Raw genomic sequence first — 16,765 nt, forward strand, 5'->3', positions numbered from 1 at the left:
GGAATCACTTCTCTTGCTTCATAAATTTTCTACGATAGCTACTTGGAGAGTCACCGGTAAACTTCTTAAACACCTTACAAAAATAACTGTGGTCTGAATATCCCACGCTGCCACTAATTACAGAAATCGTGTAGTCATCATCTTTCAACATTTCAATTGCTTTCTCAATTCTAATTCTGTTCAAATATTCGCTGAAGCCTTCCTTTGTATGAGCCGAGAAATAACTAGATAAATATGAGGCATTGAAATGAAAATGATTAGATAATTCCGCTAACGTTAATGGTTCTGCATAATGCTCATGCATGTAATCCAATAGTTGTTGTACTCGCTTATTATCTTTGTTATCTACGGATCCGATCATAAGCTTTACTTTATCCAGAAATGTTTGTAGTATGATCACCGCATCTCGTGCATACTCGGCTTCTTCCATCCTTTTGAAATAAACATATTTCTCCTCATTTAGCTCCTCGGTATCTACTTCGGAACCATCTAGAAGCGTAATGATGACAAAGATGATATTACTCAGAAAAGATTTGAATTCAAATACATCGTTCTTAAACTGAGCTGCAAGTACCTCTACATGCTCCTGTAAATATTGGAAAGCTGTATCCGACTGTTTTCGCTTTATTTCATCGGTGAATTGATTCAGATTAAACTTAGTATTCAATTTAGGAAACATAGGAAGTTCACTTGTAACAATAATCAACTGTTCCGGGAAATAAAATGAATACTCCATCTGCTTCATGAATGATTCACGGTATATACTCCCTAATTGATCCAAATGTTGAAACAACTCCCCTAGAACCCATACTCCTTGTTTCTGTTCTCTCATTGAAGTAAGCATATGTCTCAATATATCTGTCATCTGCTTCACTTCAGTATGCCTACAATTCAGTAATACAATGAACAAATGAGGCTCTGTCTGGATCAGATGAAGCCTCACTTCGTTAGGGGATAAATAATCTTTTAATTCGGTGAGTAAGTTAGACTTATAGGAATCAATCTCATTCTGCTTCTTTCCTTGTAAACTTTTCAATGGACACCCAAGCAAACAAAATCCATCATACGGGAACGAATCACGAATGTTAGTTACATCTGTATCTGTCTCATAGCCAGAAATAAGCTTATCTATAATATGGTCTACCGAAGGTGTGAAACTCTCTAAGGAATGCTCTCTCCCACGTAAGGATGGTATTTTGTCTGCCGTTGCTCTAAGAACATGAAGTAGTCCTTCTGTTTCTAGTGTGGGCTTTAATATATAGTCAGCAACACCACTCTGAAAAGTCGATTTCACATATTCGAATTCGCTGAAGCTACTGAGCACAATAATTTCAATATTAGGATTACTAGTCTTTAACCTGCGGACAAATTCCTCACCATCCATTACGGGCATAACCATATCGGTAATAACAATGTGCGGTTCTAATGTAGCTACCATTTCCAAAGCTTCCTTACCATTACCGGCTTCGCCTACCATGTGGAATCCTTCCTCTTCCCAATGCAGAAGATGTTTGATTCCTTGTCTGACCAAATATTCATCATCTACGATTAATACTTTACATAGCTCGCTCAAACATATCCCTCCTGTATAGGTATCTATGAATTTAGTAATAACGTTTACATAATTTCATTCCATTTAATCTTCATCACAATTCCCTGTCGAAACGTATCTAATTTTTCTTTTTCTCTTCACGAGGCCAGATGAAATAACTAACGGTAATTATCAAATCTATTCCAAGTACAATTGTCCAAATTTCCATTATATTATTTAGTACCGCAGTTCGAGATGCGTCATTAATAAGGAACAGAATCCCGAGCAGCAAGGCACATCCAATGGAATAAGCTAATATGTGTCTAACAAATCCTTTTAAATAGTGCCTAAGCAATTTCACAGCCTATAATCAAGTAAAAAACCCAATTCATATCACAATCCCCTTTCACTCTACTCTGTTTCTCTTTAATTTAATATATATATTTCTATTGTACGGATTAGAGTATCAAGTGTAACTTATACTTTCTTATTTTTAAAAAAGACTCTCCAGATCAAGTTCTGATCTAAAGAGTCTTTGGTTCACCTTATGAAATTACAACTCGATCTCCGCTACTTCTGGATTCCGACGATAAATCTCAATTTTGCGAATACGATATTTATCTTTTTCTTGAATATTGAAGATCCAATCCTCGTATGGCCATTCCGTGCCCTTAGGAAGTTCAGGTTGCCGATTAAATAACCAGCCTCCAATAGAGTCCACATCTTCATGTTCAATACTTATACCAAGTAGTGCGTTAACTTCATCAATAGCCGTGTTTCCGTCAACTAAATAATGATCATTGTCAATCTTCTCAATTGGCTTTTTCTCATCTGTATCGAATTCATCACGAATTTCACCGACAATTTCCTCTAATATATCCTCAATTGTTACTAATCCAGCTGTCCCTCCATACTCATCTAACAATAGAGCAATGTGCACATGCTGTTCTTGCATCTTCAGTAGCAATGACTTCACAGGTATACTTTCCGGCACGGTTAGAACCGGTTGAATTAATGATCGTATATCAAATGTAGAATTATTATCATAGTTCAAGAAGAATTTCTTCGTGTTCATGAAACCAATAATGTTATCTTTACTTCCCTTCGTAACTAGGAAGCGAGTATATTGTTCCGTCTTTACAATCTTTATATTCTCCTCAAGGGTTTGATTTACATCTAAGCACACCATATCTGTGCGCGGAACCATAATTTCACGGGCGAGTAAGTCATCGAATGCAAATATCCGACTAACATATCCATATTCTGATTTATTAATCTTCCCACTCTCATAACTCTCGGATAAAATGATTTGAATTTCTTCCTCCGAGTGCGCCTCTTCATGTTCGCTAGCAGGCATAATCCCGAACATTCTTACAAATGCATTCGCCGAACCATTTAATAACCATATAAAAGGATACATTGCTTTATTGAATACAATAATGATAGGTGCAGTAAGAACCGCAATTTGTTCCGCCTTTTGAATTGCAAGCGTCTTTGGTGCAAGCTCACCCAACACGACATGGAGGAATGTTATCGATACAAACGCAATAATAAATGCGAGAATATGCCCTGTACTTTCACCAATCCCAAGTTGCTGGAACAGTGGGAATAGGATCTTTTCAACTGTAGGTTCACCTAACCAACCAAGTCCTAGAGCAGTAATCGTAATCCCTAGTTGACAAGCAGATAAATATCCGTCCAAATTACTAGTAACTTTCTGGACAGCTAGTGCATTCTTCTTTCCTTCCATAACCATTTGATCCACTCTACTCGGGCGCAACTTAATAATAGCAAACTCCGTAGCTACAAAAAAAGCGGTAAGTACAATCAGTAAAGCAATCAAGAATAAATTCAGTACCATATCATGCTCCTTCTAAATTTGTTGAACCGTTCAATAAAACAGTTCTTACGAACTAATTCTAAAGTAGATAACATCTCAATGCAAACCCGCCTATAGCCAATATAAGGTTAAATCTGACCATTTCTCTGCATGTATAAGCTAAAAGTAGCTTCGCTCTTTTAGTATATCCTTTTGACACAAGCGCATAATCATTTTATGATAAGTTCAAATGAACCATTCACGAATAGGGGTTGATCACTTGGAAACTTTAAGCTTCACAAGAAAAGACATGGCTAATTTATTGCTATCTCTCAAAGAGAATTCCAATAGGTCTCCTAGATCAATCATTCAAGATATTTGGAGAGCAAATCACCAATCTGATATGTCACAAGCCTCTTCCATGTCTGCATTTATATCTACATCACTACCACCTATTATTGAAAAAATGATTCGGTCCGACGTAAACCCAACATTATCACTCCAAGATATTGTGTCCTTAGGTACCCTAATTGAATACACTCATTTCTCCATCACATCTGTTCAAAACTGGGTGAAACGAGATTTCAAAAATATCATTGGGCATGCAGAGGCAGGTAAAAAGTATTCATTGCAACAAATAGCTTTATTCTTAATTATTGAAGATCTGCGCTCCACTCTAGATTACGATACGATCCGCAAGTTTTTTCAAATTATATTCCGCTTATCCAATCATGAGAAAGCCAATTTGCATACTATTACACCACTCCATTTTTATACAGCGTATGCAGGACTATTCGAGGAAATTGATGAGCGGTTCAGAAGTCACATCGGGGATCATACAGACTTTGGATATAAGTGGGATAAAATGATCAATGAAATCGCCAAAGATTATGTTACATCCACTATGGATCTCTCCAATGAACAGAAAGAAACATTACAAACGGCAATCTATGTTGCATTGACATCCGTTCATACGTCTTGTTTCCAATCCCTTTCTCGTCGATATGTCAACGGGTTAGTGTTTCTCCACAATTTACATGAATGAGGTGCTTTAACTAAATTATGAATGATATCTTCACATTGCTTAAATATGCTTTCCTAGGTCTGGTTCAAGGAATCACCGAACCCATTCCTGTATCGTCTAGTGCCCATGTTATTATCGTACAGAATCTTTTTGGATTAGAAATTGCAGGGCTAAGTTTTGAAGTCCTGGTCAACTTCGCTTCATTACTAGCCATCCTACTCATCTATAAGAAAGAATTAATTCAATTAGTTAATCATGGATGGTTATATTTTCGCGGACAAGATGATGAATACAAAAAGGATTTCCACTTCATCTTATATCTCATTATTGCAACGATCCCTGCTGGATTATTAGGGTACTTGTTCAATGACCTAATCTCTGAAGTCTTCAAAGGAATGTTAACCATAGCTATCTCCCTCTTCGTCACTGGAATTGCACTATGGTTGATCCGCAATCTTCGTGGTCGAAAGAATGAAGCTGGACTTAAACTTAAAGATGCCATTATCATCGGCTTAGCTCAGGCTGTCGCATTAATTCCAGGAATAAGTAGATCAGGTTCAACGATTGTTGCCGGTATGGGTCTAGGTCTGAAGCAATCTACTGCACTCAAATTCTCATTCTTCCTATACATCCCCGTTAGTGTAGGTGGTATGATCCTTGAGGGCTCAAACTTACTATATGATCCAGATCTTGGAACACTAGCACTTCCTTATTCACTTGCCTTTATTTGTTCGCTTGTTGCTTCCTACTTCTCTATGAAGTGGTTTATGGGGATTATGGAACGTGGCCAACTTAAATATTTCTCTTGGTATTGCTTCGTATTAAGTGCATTTATCTTAATATTCATGCTCTAAAGGTAGCTATAAGATAAACAAAACTCCTACTTGATTAGATAATCTAGTAGGAGTTTTGTTTATCTTATTCTTAATGCTGGGATACCAGTAATTTCAGTTCCGATATCAATTCATCAAGTTTACCGTAATCTTCCACAATCATACTAATCTTATGATCCTGCGTTTCCATACTTCCGTACACCTCTTCTACTGCTGCCATGTTCTGTTCTGTCGTTGCAGCGATAGTCGACGTTTCATCCGTTATGCCTATTTGTCGTTCATGAAGACGATTGGCTGATTGCCCTACAATATCGGCATGTATCTTCACTCGGTCACTATTCTCATTAATACGCTGAATCAGTAATTGAACCTCTTGTGATACTTTACTACTAGCAATAACTTCTGTCTGACCACGTTGCACCTGAAGATCTACGACATTAATCTTCTCGCGTACACCAGTTAAAATCTCACCAATTTCATCCGCTGCTTTACGTGAACGATCTGCCAGCTTGCGCACTTCGCCTGATACAACAGCGAAGCCTTGACCATGTTCCCCAGCACGGGCTGCTTCAATTGCTGCATTAAGTGCAAGCAGATTGGTCTGCTCAGAAATTTCACTAATTACACCAACGATTGAGCTAATCCGTTCATTCTCTTTATTCAGAAGTTGCATATTCTCTACAGTGTGATCGATAATCTCCCGTACACTTTCAACTTCTGAGGATAATTCCTGCATTTGTTTACTACTCTGTTCAGTTAGAGTGGCATTATCAGCAGAATATTGTTGTAATTGCGTCGTTCCATCAAGTAATTCCTTTACATCATCCTTGATAATCAAGGTCGTCTCACTAACATTCATCACATTACTCGTCTGTTTCTCAATAGCAATTGCCATTTCTGAGAAGGTCAACGTCACTTCCTTAGATATTCCTCCGGTAATACGAACATTCTCCTTCTGTCTTTCACTGAACTCGTTCAGCATGAGAATGGAACCTTTAAGCTTATTTAGTAGTTCATCTGCTGTATTCTTAGCCGCTAGTGTTTCCTCTTGCTTGTCTGCAACTTGCTGTTGTAATTTCTGGCTGAATCTAGCTGAGAAAGCAAGAGCAGCCGTTGCAAATATTAAGTACATATAAATATAGATTAGCGATTCTCCAGGAAATAATTGTTCTTTCAAAGAAGGACTCATGAACAAATATGTACTGACTGCTGCACCTAGAAATCCAGTAAAAATAATAGGCTTATGATCTTGATATAACGTCATGACTGTTAAATTAACATAAATCAAAAAATATGTACTAATAATAGGATTGGGATCTGAGACAATTAAGAAAAGTACGATTAAAGTAAAAATTGTAGCTACAAAATATTTTATGTAAGATACCCAAATTTGTCGATAAGTCATGAACGTTGCCCCACCACAAGCTATGGCTCCCAAGCCTGCCAGCATTAGAATCATCTGTGTTTCTAGCCCAATTGCAATATCTGTAACAACACCAAGCGTTAGCATTCCCCACAATATCTTTACGAATAACCGATTACGTTTATCAAGTTCCGATAGCGTTGCTGTGTCCAAGGAAATCCCTACCTCTACTATAATTTTGATTCAAACCATCATGTTGGTTGAAGCTTCTGACTTAAAACCTGCGGGTTAATTATCCACGAATAATGCTTTTTATTGTTGTACACTTTTTCCACATCGATAATCACCGGTACAATATGATCACCCTTGTAGAACATCTTATCCCCGATCTTCTCATAGGGAACCTGGAACGTAATTCGGAGTGCTCGTAGAAATACGGGTTCCAGTAATGCTACATAATATTTCAACTGCTTCTTCTCCCCAAAATAAACAACGGCTGATAGTAAATCTGCAATGTAATGACCCCGATATTGCTTAAGCACAGCCATCTTATCAATTTCAGCTACCGCCCCCTCTGCCTGTACTAATTTCGGATGAGTAGAAAAGGGCGCAACCTCGTTAATCATACTTTCATTGATCGTGTATGGCTTAATTTCAGTGGTACCCACATACTCGTCATCGTTCGTAACAATCACGAATCGTTCCATCACTTGCTCAGAGAACTCAAGTTCAAAACCTTTTTCTAACCAGACGGTTGTCCAAATGCTGTGATATCGCGCTAACTCCCTATCATCCTCCACACGTTTGAACATTATTTCTACTCCTCTCTCTAAATACAATAGGTTTCTCCGTGTTCTGAGCGATATCTATAAACTTTATCGGAATAAAGGATTGGAAATTGTATACATTAAAATAAAAACCTATAACTCCAATGTCTTACTCATTTCACTCCAAGCAGCTTGTCCAATAAGCCCTAATCGCCATATTGCAATTCCTTTGAGGTCATAACGCTTGGCTAGTCCGACTTTGGTATTTATCGAATTTTCATTCTCACTACCCATGGATATGCCCAAAATCAACTTATCCTTATCAACTTCCTTCAATGCTAACGTAATAGCTTCATTTACTTTTGCCAGTGGTTCTGGATTCTTCTCATCTTCGTAGGCATACGCCATAATGATTAAATCATCTGCAAGATTGCCTAGAGTTGTATAGTCATATCCTGAATACGCGCTATTAAGTGGATGTAGAACGACTGTTAGCTTAAGATCAGATTGATGTGCTTTTGCAGAGATATTCTTAATGAACTCATTATAATCTGTACGCGCCTTAGCTTTGTCGCCACTCCAACCCAGACCTTCTAGATCGAGTACAATCCCCTTAAATCCTTTCTGAGCAGCAGTATTTACTATGGCAGATATCGTCTGTTCCTGTAGCACTTTATTCTCTAGATTCTTCGTTATCTCAAGGCTACTATCAACCGAATATACCATTAAGTAAGGGGATGTACCCTGCCCCTGCGCATCTTGAATGATCGATTCGGGCGTAACGGTTCCAGCTGATTGTGGCCATTTGTATTCCTGACCCTCTGTCGTAAACTGACCTTCCTGATCAATTCTGCTCCACCCAAAAGCAACAGAATCAAAGGAAGGGATTAAGGCACGTTCGTCAAAAGAAGACAAAGCATAAAAACCCAGCGTATATAAATCTTCCTTCGGAGATGTAATGATTACTTTCTTAGATACCTGATCCCATGCAACAGTTGCCCCAAATTGCTGACTGAAGAAGCTTAGCGGAATCATTGTACTTCCACTCACTGTTTGTACTGGAGCAGATAACTTCATAGTTGCACCGTCAACCTCTGCATTGGTACTTCCCTTTGTAAGTACAACTTGCGTAAGTCCAGTTGTATCCTTCTTGGAAGCCGTAATCGTCTGTGTATTCTGATTCCAACTAACGGTGACACCTAGTGCCTCAGCAATAGCTCGAAAAGGTACCAAAGTTGTTCCATTCATAACCTTAGGCTGTACCGGAAATGGTAGTGGATATCCGTCTAAGACAATACTGACCTGAGCTTCAGCTGCCTCGGTTGTGTTATTATCCATTGCGAACATTCCACCTATGGCTATCACCGAGCATAACAATACTTGAGTAAATCGTTTCATTCGAATCTCCTTTTCTATTAAATATTTCATAAAGACTGTTAAATTAACTATGAACGATTCTACCATTTTACCAAAATATGAAAGGTTTGGCGATATAATATATTCACATAAATATAAACCATATTTACAAGTAGAAACGGCAATATAAGAAATAGAGTATCGAGAATCAATTTCATAACTGCGCAATCCGATTTAGCTGCATCGGCGATTATGCAGAATACTTAATAGGACAATAAGAAAAACCTCGATGTCCAAAAAATCTGGTCATCAAGGTTCTCTATTTTATCTCAAGCATATACCGTTATTTATCTAAACAACATGCTGGTCAATCAAAAAATTCAAGAGCAGTCGATTGAACAATTGAGGCTGACACAGATGGCTTGGGTAGATGGCATCATCAACAATTTTGAGCTGTGCATAGGGAAACGCAGATACCATGTTCTTCATTTGCTTTAGACCCCATTCATTTTGACTGCCAGCCACGCATAGTATAGGCACCTGAAGCCGCACCGAATGACCACGCAAATCGATCTGTCGTAAAGCCAGACGTTGTTTGATTAATTCTGTAGGTCGCTTGTTCAGCAGACCCTCTCTCATAATCTTATAAGCCGGAGTCCATTGATGATAGGTCAGTCTTAGTGTACGAAGCAAAAATACCGCTGGTAAATAATATGATAACCAACTGAAGGTCTCAAACATCTCCCATAGTTTACTCGTCTTAGCAGACAAATAGCTATCCACTAACACTAAAGCTCTCACCCGTTCTGGGTAAATATCCGCGAACTTCCGAGCTAGAACACCCCCACTGGAACAACCGACGAGTGTAACCTTGAAAATGCCTAATCTTTCTAGTAGCTCTCTCAAATCTTCACATTGTGTATCGATAATCCGATTGACATCAACATTCATTTTGCCTGACTGACCATTCCCTCTCAAATCTAGTACGATCACCTTTGCTCTTGTGCTAAAGTATTCCACTTGCGGATCAAACATGTGATGTGAGGAAAGATGATCATGTATAAAAACGATGGACACACCGCTTCCATATGTCTCGTAATATAAAGAAGTCCCATTCAGTAGAATCTGGGGCATGTTTCAACGACTCCTCGCTTTGTACGCTTACGGGGTTAGCTGACGGATTCGGGCTCAAAGAATAACCCTACTCGAACATTCGAGATTCACCCCATGTGAAGACAAGATCATCCTCACGATTGGTTCCCCCGCTCCCTAAAAGGAATTCAGCGAAATATCTTTTTTATGAAATGATCATGTCATGAATGGCTTTGCCGTTCTTTTTCCTGTTCTAGCGCAATCTTCAGATCATCCTGTACACTTTTATCCCATAAGGGAACTCCTGAACGATAAGCTGCTCTACCATTCAAATGCCCAGCCACAGGAGACGTAATAAAGACGAACACAATACCCAACAGTAACTTGATGCTGATAACATCAAGAAAGAACATAAAATAGAAAAACGTCCCGATCAATACACAGAGTACACCGAGTGTTGCACTCTTAGTCGCAGCATGCGAGCGCAAATAGACATCCGGCAGTCGGATCATTCCGAAAGCGCTAATTGCACTAAATAATGCTCCGAACAATATCACTAACACAATCAACAGTTCACCGATCATGCGCATCGTCTCCATGTTCAATGACAACACCTCTTTCAATATATCTTGCCAACGCTGTTGTACCAATAAAGGTTAGAATACCGATCAATAGAATGATATCTATGAAAGCTTCTGTATGCAGTAGTAGGGAAATGACCGCGATCATAGCCAGCAGGTTGATACCTATCGTGTCCAGTGCGACAATCCGATCAGAACGTGACGGTCCTTTTATGAGTCGGTACATACAAGCGAATATCGCTAAAGATAGGATCACTAAGGTAGCCGTTAACAGTGATGTAATCATGAGCGTGTCACCTCCATAATAGCTTTTTCGAATGTTCCTCTGATTTGCTCAGAGATGATATTTGCGTCCTCCATGTCCATCGCATGAATATAAAGCGTCTGTCCATCCTTGGATACCTCTAGCGTCAGCGTTCCCGGAGTTAGACAAATCAGACAAGATAATATCGTAACTTCCCAATCCGATTTAAGTTCTGTCGTATAGGCAAATATACCTGGGGTGATCTTTAGCTTTGGGCGAAGAATATGGCGAATAACCGCAATACTGGACAGAACTAACTCCCGATTGAACAATACCAATAGCGCAAGAATCGCCCACACCCGTTGAGGATAGAATGGACCCCGAAAGAAACGCCGTAGCACAAGTAGGATTACGATCCCCATCAGAAACCCGATGATAAAGCGTGAGACTGACCAGTCATTATGAAGGAACATCCATAGAAAAGAGATCATCAAGTTTGTTAAAATTTGAAAGGCCATGTTTATCTACTCCTTCATTACGGCTTCAATATAAAGTGTGGGATTAGCAAGGACATCCCCTGCTTGTGACACATAGGAATAGACCCACTCCGATCCGAATCCCATCAGAATGATAAGCACGAGTAATCCTACAACTGAGACAGTTACGCCTTTTAGCTTGATGGGTTCTCGTTTCACTTGTTCCTTCTCATCACCCCAGAAAGCGAGTCTAAATACTTTCATCAATGAGTAGAGAACAAGCAAACTAGAGGCTAGACCGATCAAGGACATTGTTAGCATTCCAGCATCAAGTCCCCCGCGAATCAGCAGAACTTTACCCGCAAATCCACTGAGTGGTGGAATTCCTACAAGTGCCAGTGCCAGCGTGAAGAACATCCAACCAATGAACGGATACCGTTTGATCAACCCACCCATATCTTTCAATCGATCGGTACCCGCAATGGATATAATGATCCCCCCTAGAATAAACATTAATCCCTTAGCGAGCATGTCATGCATTAAATAGAATACGGCACCATCCAATGAATCCCCCGTTGCTGCTGCAAGACCAAAAGCAACGAAACCCACACTAATGATTACATTATAATTCAGAATTCGCGCAATATCGTTATAAGCAACGGCTCCTATGCCGCCGAGAATCATCGTAGCCGCAGCCATCCAAGCAATCCATGTATGCGTTAACCCCGGATCATGATAAAAGATTAATGTGAACGTTCTAAATATAGCGTACAAGCCTACTTTCGTAAGTAATGCCCCGAATAATGCCCTAACCGCAGACGGCGGAGCAGCATATGATCCCGGAAGCCAGAAGAATAGAAGCAATCCCGACTTTAAAGAGAATACGATCAGGAACATCATTGCAATCACATTAAGTACACCTCCCTGACCCAGCTCAGCAACACGCAAAGACAGATGAGCCATATTGAGCGTACCAACGGCTGCGTACAGATAAGCGACAGCCGCTACGAATAGAGTGGAAGATACAATGTTAATCAGCAAATATTTGACCGTTTCGCGAAGCTGTAGCTTTGTCCCTCCCAAGGAGATCAACGCATAGGAAGAAATAAGCATGACCTCGAAGAAAACGAATAGATTAAAGATATCCCCTGTCAGAAAAGAGCCATATACACCTACTAGCAGAAAATGAAAAAAAGTATAATAGTAGGTTCGTTCCCGCTCCACTCCAATGCTGCGGAATGAATATAAAAGAATGGCAAAGCTGACTATAGAAGCGGTAAGCACGAGCAAGGCAGCAAACATATCCGCTACAAAAACGATACCGTATGGCGGCATCCACCCTCCCATGTTCAATGTCTGAATTCCATTCTGATCAATACGATTGACTAGGATGAGGCAAACACCAATATTCAATATCGCGCTAAGCGCACTAATGAAACGTTGCACTGCTATTTTATCTTTTAGAAACATTAGAATAACGGCTGTGCATAGAGGGATTAGAATTGGAAATACAGGTAAGTTACTCATTGTTCATCCCCCTCAATACTATCTATATCATCCGTACCCAAGGTTTTATAAGCCCGGTAGGCGAGCACGAAGAAGAATGCTGTGACGCCAAAACTGATCACTATGGATGTTAAAATTAATGCTTGCGGCAAGGGGTCAACGTAAGCTTCTGTTTGCCCGTCCAGTATGGGCGCTGCACCCGTCTTCAGACCGGCCATCGTTAGGAGCAGCAGATGCACGCCATGTGTTAACAAACTTGTTCCCAGAATGATACGTAGTAAGGTCTTCGATAAAATTAGGTAAACACCGATTGCAAATAATACACCAACGGCTAAAGACATCATCAGTTCCATGTTATTCATCCCCTCCTATCGAAAGTATAATATTCATGGTGACACCGACTACGGCTAGATAGACACCAAGATCAAATAAGACCGCCGTCGCTAATTCGGTATCCCCCATGATAGGGAGATTGAAATGTCCAAAGGCATGGCTTAGAAAAGGCGCACCGAACGCTACCGATCCTACCGATGTTAGAATTGCGATGATCAGACCTATGGCAGTCAAAATTCGATAATTTACCGGCAATGCTTTACGAATCATGTCCATCCCAAAAGTGATAGCTAACAGAATAAGTGCAGCCGAAGTCATCAACGCCCCAATAAATCCACCGCCGGGATTACCATGTCCCGCGAAGAATAGATACAAAGAAAAAGTAATGATCATCGGGACAACAACCTTGGATACGGTCTTCAGAATCACATCGTTGCTGTTGCGTTGAATTATTGTTCTGCCTGACTTAGCTTTCATTAACTTACTTTCCATCTCCATGGGATCCAGCCGCAGTTGAATTAGACCATAAATAGCGAGCGATGCTATGGAGAGAACCATAATCTCAAACAACGTATCGAAGCCTCTGAAGTCAACGAGTATGACATTCACAACATTGTTGCCCCCTGCCAAATCATGACTATTTTCAATAAAGAACTCCGAGATCGGTTCAAATGGGCTGCTTCCGAGAGAGGCAAGTGCGATCAGCGTCATGGTGACACCGACACCGATTGAAATGATCAGGTTAGTTAATTTAACTCGTCTAGTTGTAACTTGCTTCTTTAATTTCGGAAGATACTTAAAGCACAGCAGGAAGAGCGTTACTGACACCGTCTCTACGATCATTTGTGTCAATGCTAGGTCTGGTGCGCGGAAGATCACGAACAATAACGTCACCATATAACCGACAGCACCGGTGAACAAGATTGACACGACCCGTGATTTGGCGAATGGTATAACAAACGCCGCCAAGAGCATGACTATGATAACTACTACTTCATAAAAGGATACTGGAGCATACTGATTCATGCCCAGCGTTATCCCCTCAGCTCCTAACATTGTGCTCCCAAGTGCGATGATGAAGAATCCAAATATATATATAAGATAATTCCGATTAGAGCCCGTCATGTAGAGGTTAGTTAGTTGGTTAGATCCGCGCTCCATCAGACGAAGCCCACCATCGTAGACACGGTTGAGCGAAACTCGACCTCCCCATTCACGATCCAACAATCGGAAACGTTTATATCCTCTGAACAAGAGTGTTCCTACTCCTACAACACCCAACGTCATAAAGATCTCTGAAGTCCAACCATGCCAGAAATGAATTGATACATCGAAGGTATCCCCTGGTGTCAGTAATCCACTATGAATGGAAGCCATAGCCGGTTCAATGAGTGAATAGGATAACAGGTTGGGGAACAATCCGAATATGACGGCTAAAGAAGCCAGAATAACCGGAGATATCAACAATCCTAGCGGAGCTTCATGCGGCTTTTTGTCTAACTTGTCTAGTTGAAGTTTTCCTGTAAAAGTCTTCATCACAAGAATCATACTGTAGACAAAAGTAAATACACTTGCAATCCAAGCGACAACTGCAAACATCATCATCCATGATTGCGTATTTAAGACATCAAACTCCCGGATATTCAATACGGACGTAAAGAACATCTCTTTACTCAAGAAACCATTAAATGGCGGTAAACCGGCCATGGAGAACGTTCCGATCAGTGCAATAGAAAAAGTTACCGGCATCAGAGACATTAATCCGCCAAGTTTACGAAGATCTCGAGTATTCGTCTCATGATCTACAATGCCTACAACCATAAAGAGAGAACCTTTAAATATAGCGTGATTGATTAAATGAAAGATCGCCGCCGTTGTAGCCATGGTATAAAAGAGCGAATCCTCTGTGCCAGGAAAGAATGCCGCGGCAGATCCAAGCCCTAGTAGACACATAATCATTCCTAGTTGGCTGATCGTCGAATACGCAAGCATTGCCTTTAGATCGGTTTGTTTAATCGCTTTGAACGAACCATAGATCAACGTAATTAGACCCGTCAGTGAGACAAGCCAGAACCACTCCGCTTGTCCAGCAAAAACCGGACTAAGACGTGCAACCAGATACAGACCCGCCTTCACCATCGTAGCCGAATGAAGATAGGCACTAACCGGAGTCGGCGCTTCCATCGCATCGGGCAACCAGATATGAAACGGAAACTGTGCGGATTTGGTGAATGCCCCTAACAGGATCAGTAACATTGCTGGAATAAATAGTTGTTGCGTAGTTAGCATATCGACCTGACCTATAATCTCCCGAATACTGAACGTTCCGGTCATGACATACAGCAGATTGAAGCCAGCAAACATCGCTAGCCCACCAAAGACAGTAATAAGCATCGATTTGAGTGCCCCATAACGGGATTTTTCCCGTCGATGCCAAAAGGCAATCAGTAGAAATGAGGAAATACTTGTTAATTCCCAAAAGCCATACAACACCATCAAATTATCCGACAATACAACTCCTAGCATTGCCCCCATAAACATCATTAAATAGATGTAGAATTGGTGCAGCGCTTCTGTTCGTTTATTCAGATAATAAATGGAGTACAGTACAACTAATGCTCCCATACCCGTAATTAACAGGACAAATAGTAAACTAAGTCCATCTAGCACGAGTGAAATATTTATACCCAGTGAAGGGATCCAAGATACCGTGGACAATATATATTCTCCAGCTTGAATCGCAGGAATCTTCGTCAGGAAATACACGAATAGGGCCGCAGGAAAGGGTAGAACGCTCCAACCCGTGTGAATACGAGTGAACCGCTTCGTTAGCGGAATCAAGAAAGCTAGAATAAATGGAACCATAATTGTAGCGTGTAGCACAAACAAACCTCCAATACAGACATCATAATCTACTCATTACCATTTTCACCTAATATGGCGAACATATCATGCACTTTCATCCAGAACTCTATCAGATAGGAGGAGTACTCCATTCCCCCTGAACAATTCTCAGGTACTGTTGCTTGCCTTTCCAGACCGTCTTAAATAATCCATTATTGAAATCGGTGTGAAGTTCACGAAAAAAAATCCCCTCAAACATCGGAGTTTCACCAGGCTGATCTCTTAGTTCATAGATTTCTCCTTGCTTAACCAAATACGAAGTAACGCCCGCCTCGTGTGTCTCCTCTAATAAATCGGGATAACGTTGCACAGATACAATATGCAGATCTATCGGGCCAAGTAACTCAACTAAATCATTGACAAAGTCACCTTGGGTCATCTCCTGCCACCAAGTCTGGGCAGATTGCCCAATAATAATCTGCGTAACGTTGTGGTCTTGTGCTGTTTCCACTATGACATCGGTTGCCTTCCTTCCGTGAGATTTGAGATTTAGAAATTCCCCGCCAGCTTCTTTAGCAAGCCTCTCCCACACCGTGATATACTGCTCTTTACTCTCGTTGAATTCATTATCCTCTGAAGTATCCACAGTTAGCACTCTAAATGGTGCGCCAAGCAATTGTGCCAACCGGCTGCCCCTTTGAATTAGACGTTGTCCGTGCGGTCCATAATTAACACATACCATGACACTTTCTCCATTGTCTTTCATCGTCATTCTCCATACCCCCTGTCTAATATATCCAAAAAAACGCAAAAGAAGCCCGCTGTTGGCAGGCTCCTCCGATTAAACAAATATACAATTACTTAGAATTATATCGTTTCGGAAGAAGGATGTAAAGATATTACCCTTTCAAAAAAGTATAAATGGGCTTTGAAATGGGGATCATTCATTCATATAAAGGAGTGATTCTCATGTTGAAACGAAGTATTATCGTCTGT

15 protein-coding genes and 1 riboswitch are annotated in these 16,765 nt (G+C 40.5%); of the genes, 2 read left to right on the forward strand and 13 right to left on the reverse strand.

Annotated features, from left to right (window positions below; translation table 11 throughout):
* Positions 1–4: 4 nt before the first annotated feature.
* Positions 5–1,573 (reverse strand): response regulator transcription factor, encoded by a 1,569-nt coding sequence (locus LPB68_RS09275; protein ID WP_068661465.1) that lies wholly within the window; start codon positions 1,571–1,573, stop codon positions 5–7.
* 511 nt (positions 1,574–2,084) lie between these two features.
* Positions 2,085–3,392, reverse strand: coding sequence for a hemolysin family protein (locus LPB68_RS09280; protein WP_068661466.1), 1,308 nt, complete (start codon positions 3,390–3,392; stop codon positions 2,085–2,087).
* A gap of 238 nt (positions 3,393–3,630) precedes the next feature.
* Here LPB68_RS09280 and LPB68_RS09285 point away from each other — a divergent pair, with 238 nt between their 5' ends.
* Complete coding sequence (locus tag LPB68_RS09285; protein WP_068661467.1) at positions 3,631–4,395, forward strand: DUF1836 domain-containing protein; 765 nt, start codon at positions 3,631–3,633, stop codon at positions 4,393–4,395.
* A gap of 17 nt (positions 4,396–4,412) precedes the next feature.
* Positions 4,413–5,228, forward strand: a complete 816-nt coding sequence (locus tag LPB68_RS09290; RefSeq protein ID WP_068661468.1) for an undecaprenyl-diphosphate phosphatase — start codon at positions 4,413–4,415, stop codon at positions 5,226–5,228.
* 70 nt (positions 5,229–5,298) lie between these two features.
* Here LPB68_RS09290 and LPB68_RS09295 read toward each other — a convergent pair whose 3' ends face one another.
* The 11 genes from LPB68_RS09295 to LPB68_RS09345 form a co-directional block, all read right to left on the reverse strand.
* Positions 5,299–6,783 carry a methyl-accepting chemotaxis protein gene (locus LPB68_RS09295; protein WP_068661482.1) on the reverse strand — a complete coding sequence of 495 codons (1,485 nt, stop codon included), beginning with the start codon at positions 6,781–6,783 and terminating at the stop codon, positions 5,299–5,301.
* 38 nt (positions 6,784–6,821) lie between these two features.
* Positions 6,822–7,382 (reverse strand): hypothetical protein, encoded by a 561-nt coding sequence (locus LPB68_RS09300; RefSeq protein WP_068661483.1) that lies wholly within the window; start codon positions 7,380–7,382, stop codon positions 6,822–6,824.
* A gap of 108 nt (positions 7,383–7,490) precedes the next feature.
* On the reverse strand, positions 7,491–8,735 hold the full coding sequence (locus LPB68_RS09305) for a stalk domain-containing protein (RefSeq protein WP_068661484.1): 1,245 nt from the start codon (positions 8,733–8,735) through the stop codon (positions 7,491–7,493).
* A 309-nt stretch (positions 8,736–9,044) separates the two neighbouring features.
* Positions 9,045–9,827, reverse strand: coding sequence for an alpha/beta fold hydrolase (locus LPB68_RS09310; protein ID WP_068661485.1), 783 nt, complete (start codon positions 9,825–9,827; stop codon positions 9,045–9,047).
* Between the two features lie 8 nt (positions 9,828–9,835).
* Positions 9,836–9,989: riboswitch (cyclic di-AMP (ydaO/yuaA leader) on the reverse strand.
* Between the two features lie 17 nt (positions 9,990–10,006).
* Positions 10,007–10,384: a monovalent cation/H(+) antiporter subunit G gene (gene mnhG, locus LPB68_RS09315; protein WP_237087919.1), complete on the reverse strand. Its 378-nt coding sequence runs from the start codon at positions 10,382–10,384 to the stop codon at positions 10,007–10,009.
* Entirely contained in the window at positions 10,359–10,652 is a 294-nt protein-coding gene (locus LPB68_RS09320; RefSeq protein WP_068661486.1) for a Na(+)/H(+) antiporter subunit F1, read from the reverse strand. Before LPB68_RS09320 ends, mnhG begins: the two co-directional genes overlap by 26 nt.
* Positions 10,649–11,128: a Na+/H+ antiporter subunit E gene (locus LPB68_RS09325; protein ID WP_068661487.1), complete on the reverse strand. Its 480-nt coding sequence runs from the start codon at positions 11,126–11,128 to the stop codon at positions 10,649–10,651. Before LPB68_RS09325 ends, LPB68_RS09320 begins: the two co-directional genes overlap by 4 nt.
* Positions 11,129–11,134: 6 nt before the next feature.
* Entirely contained in the window at positions 11,135–12,613 is a 1,479-nt protein-coding gene (locus LPB68_RS09330) for a Na+/H+ antiporter subunit D (RefSeq protein WP_068661488.1), read from the reverse strand.
* Positions 12,610–12,945 (reverse strand): Na(+)/H(+) antiporter subunit C, encoded by a 336-nt coding sequence (locus tag LPB68_RS09335; protein WP_068661489.1) that lies wholly within the window; start codon positions 12,943–12,945, stop codon positions 12,610–12,612. Before LPB68_RS09335 ends, LPB68_RS09330 begins: the two co-directional genes overlap by 4 nt.
* Position 12,946: 1 nt before the next feature.
* On the reverse strand, positions 12,947–15,814 hold the full coding sequence (locus LPB68_RS09340) for a Na+/H+ antiporter subunit A (RefSeq protein WP_068661490.1): 2,868 nt from the start codon (positions 15,812–15,814) through the stop codon (positions 12,947–12,949).
* 85 nt (positions 15,815–15,899) lie between these two features.
* Positions 15,900–16,541 carry a universal stress protein gene (locus LPB68_RS09345; protein WP_068661491.1) on the reverse strand — a complete coding sequence of 214 codons (642 nt, stop codon included), beginning with the start codon at positions 16,539–16,541 and terminating at the stop codon, positions 15,900–15,902.
* Positions 16,542–16,765: the final 224 nt, after the last annotated feature.

Source organism: Paenibacillus crassostreae (genome assembly GCF_001857945.1).
GTDB classification, from domain to species: domain Bacteria; phylum Bacillota; class Bacilli; order Paenibacillales; family Paenibacillaceae; genus Paenibacillus_AQ; species Paenibacillus_AQ crassostreae.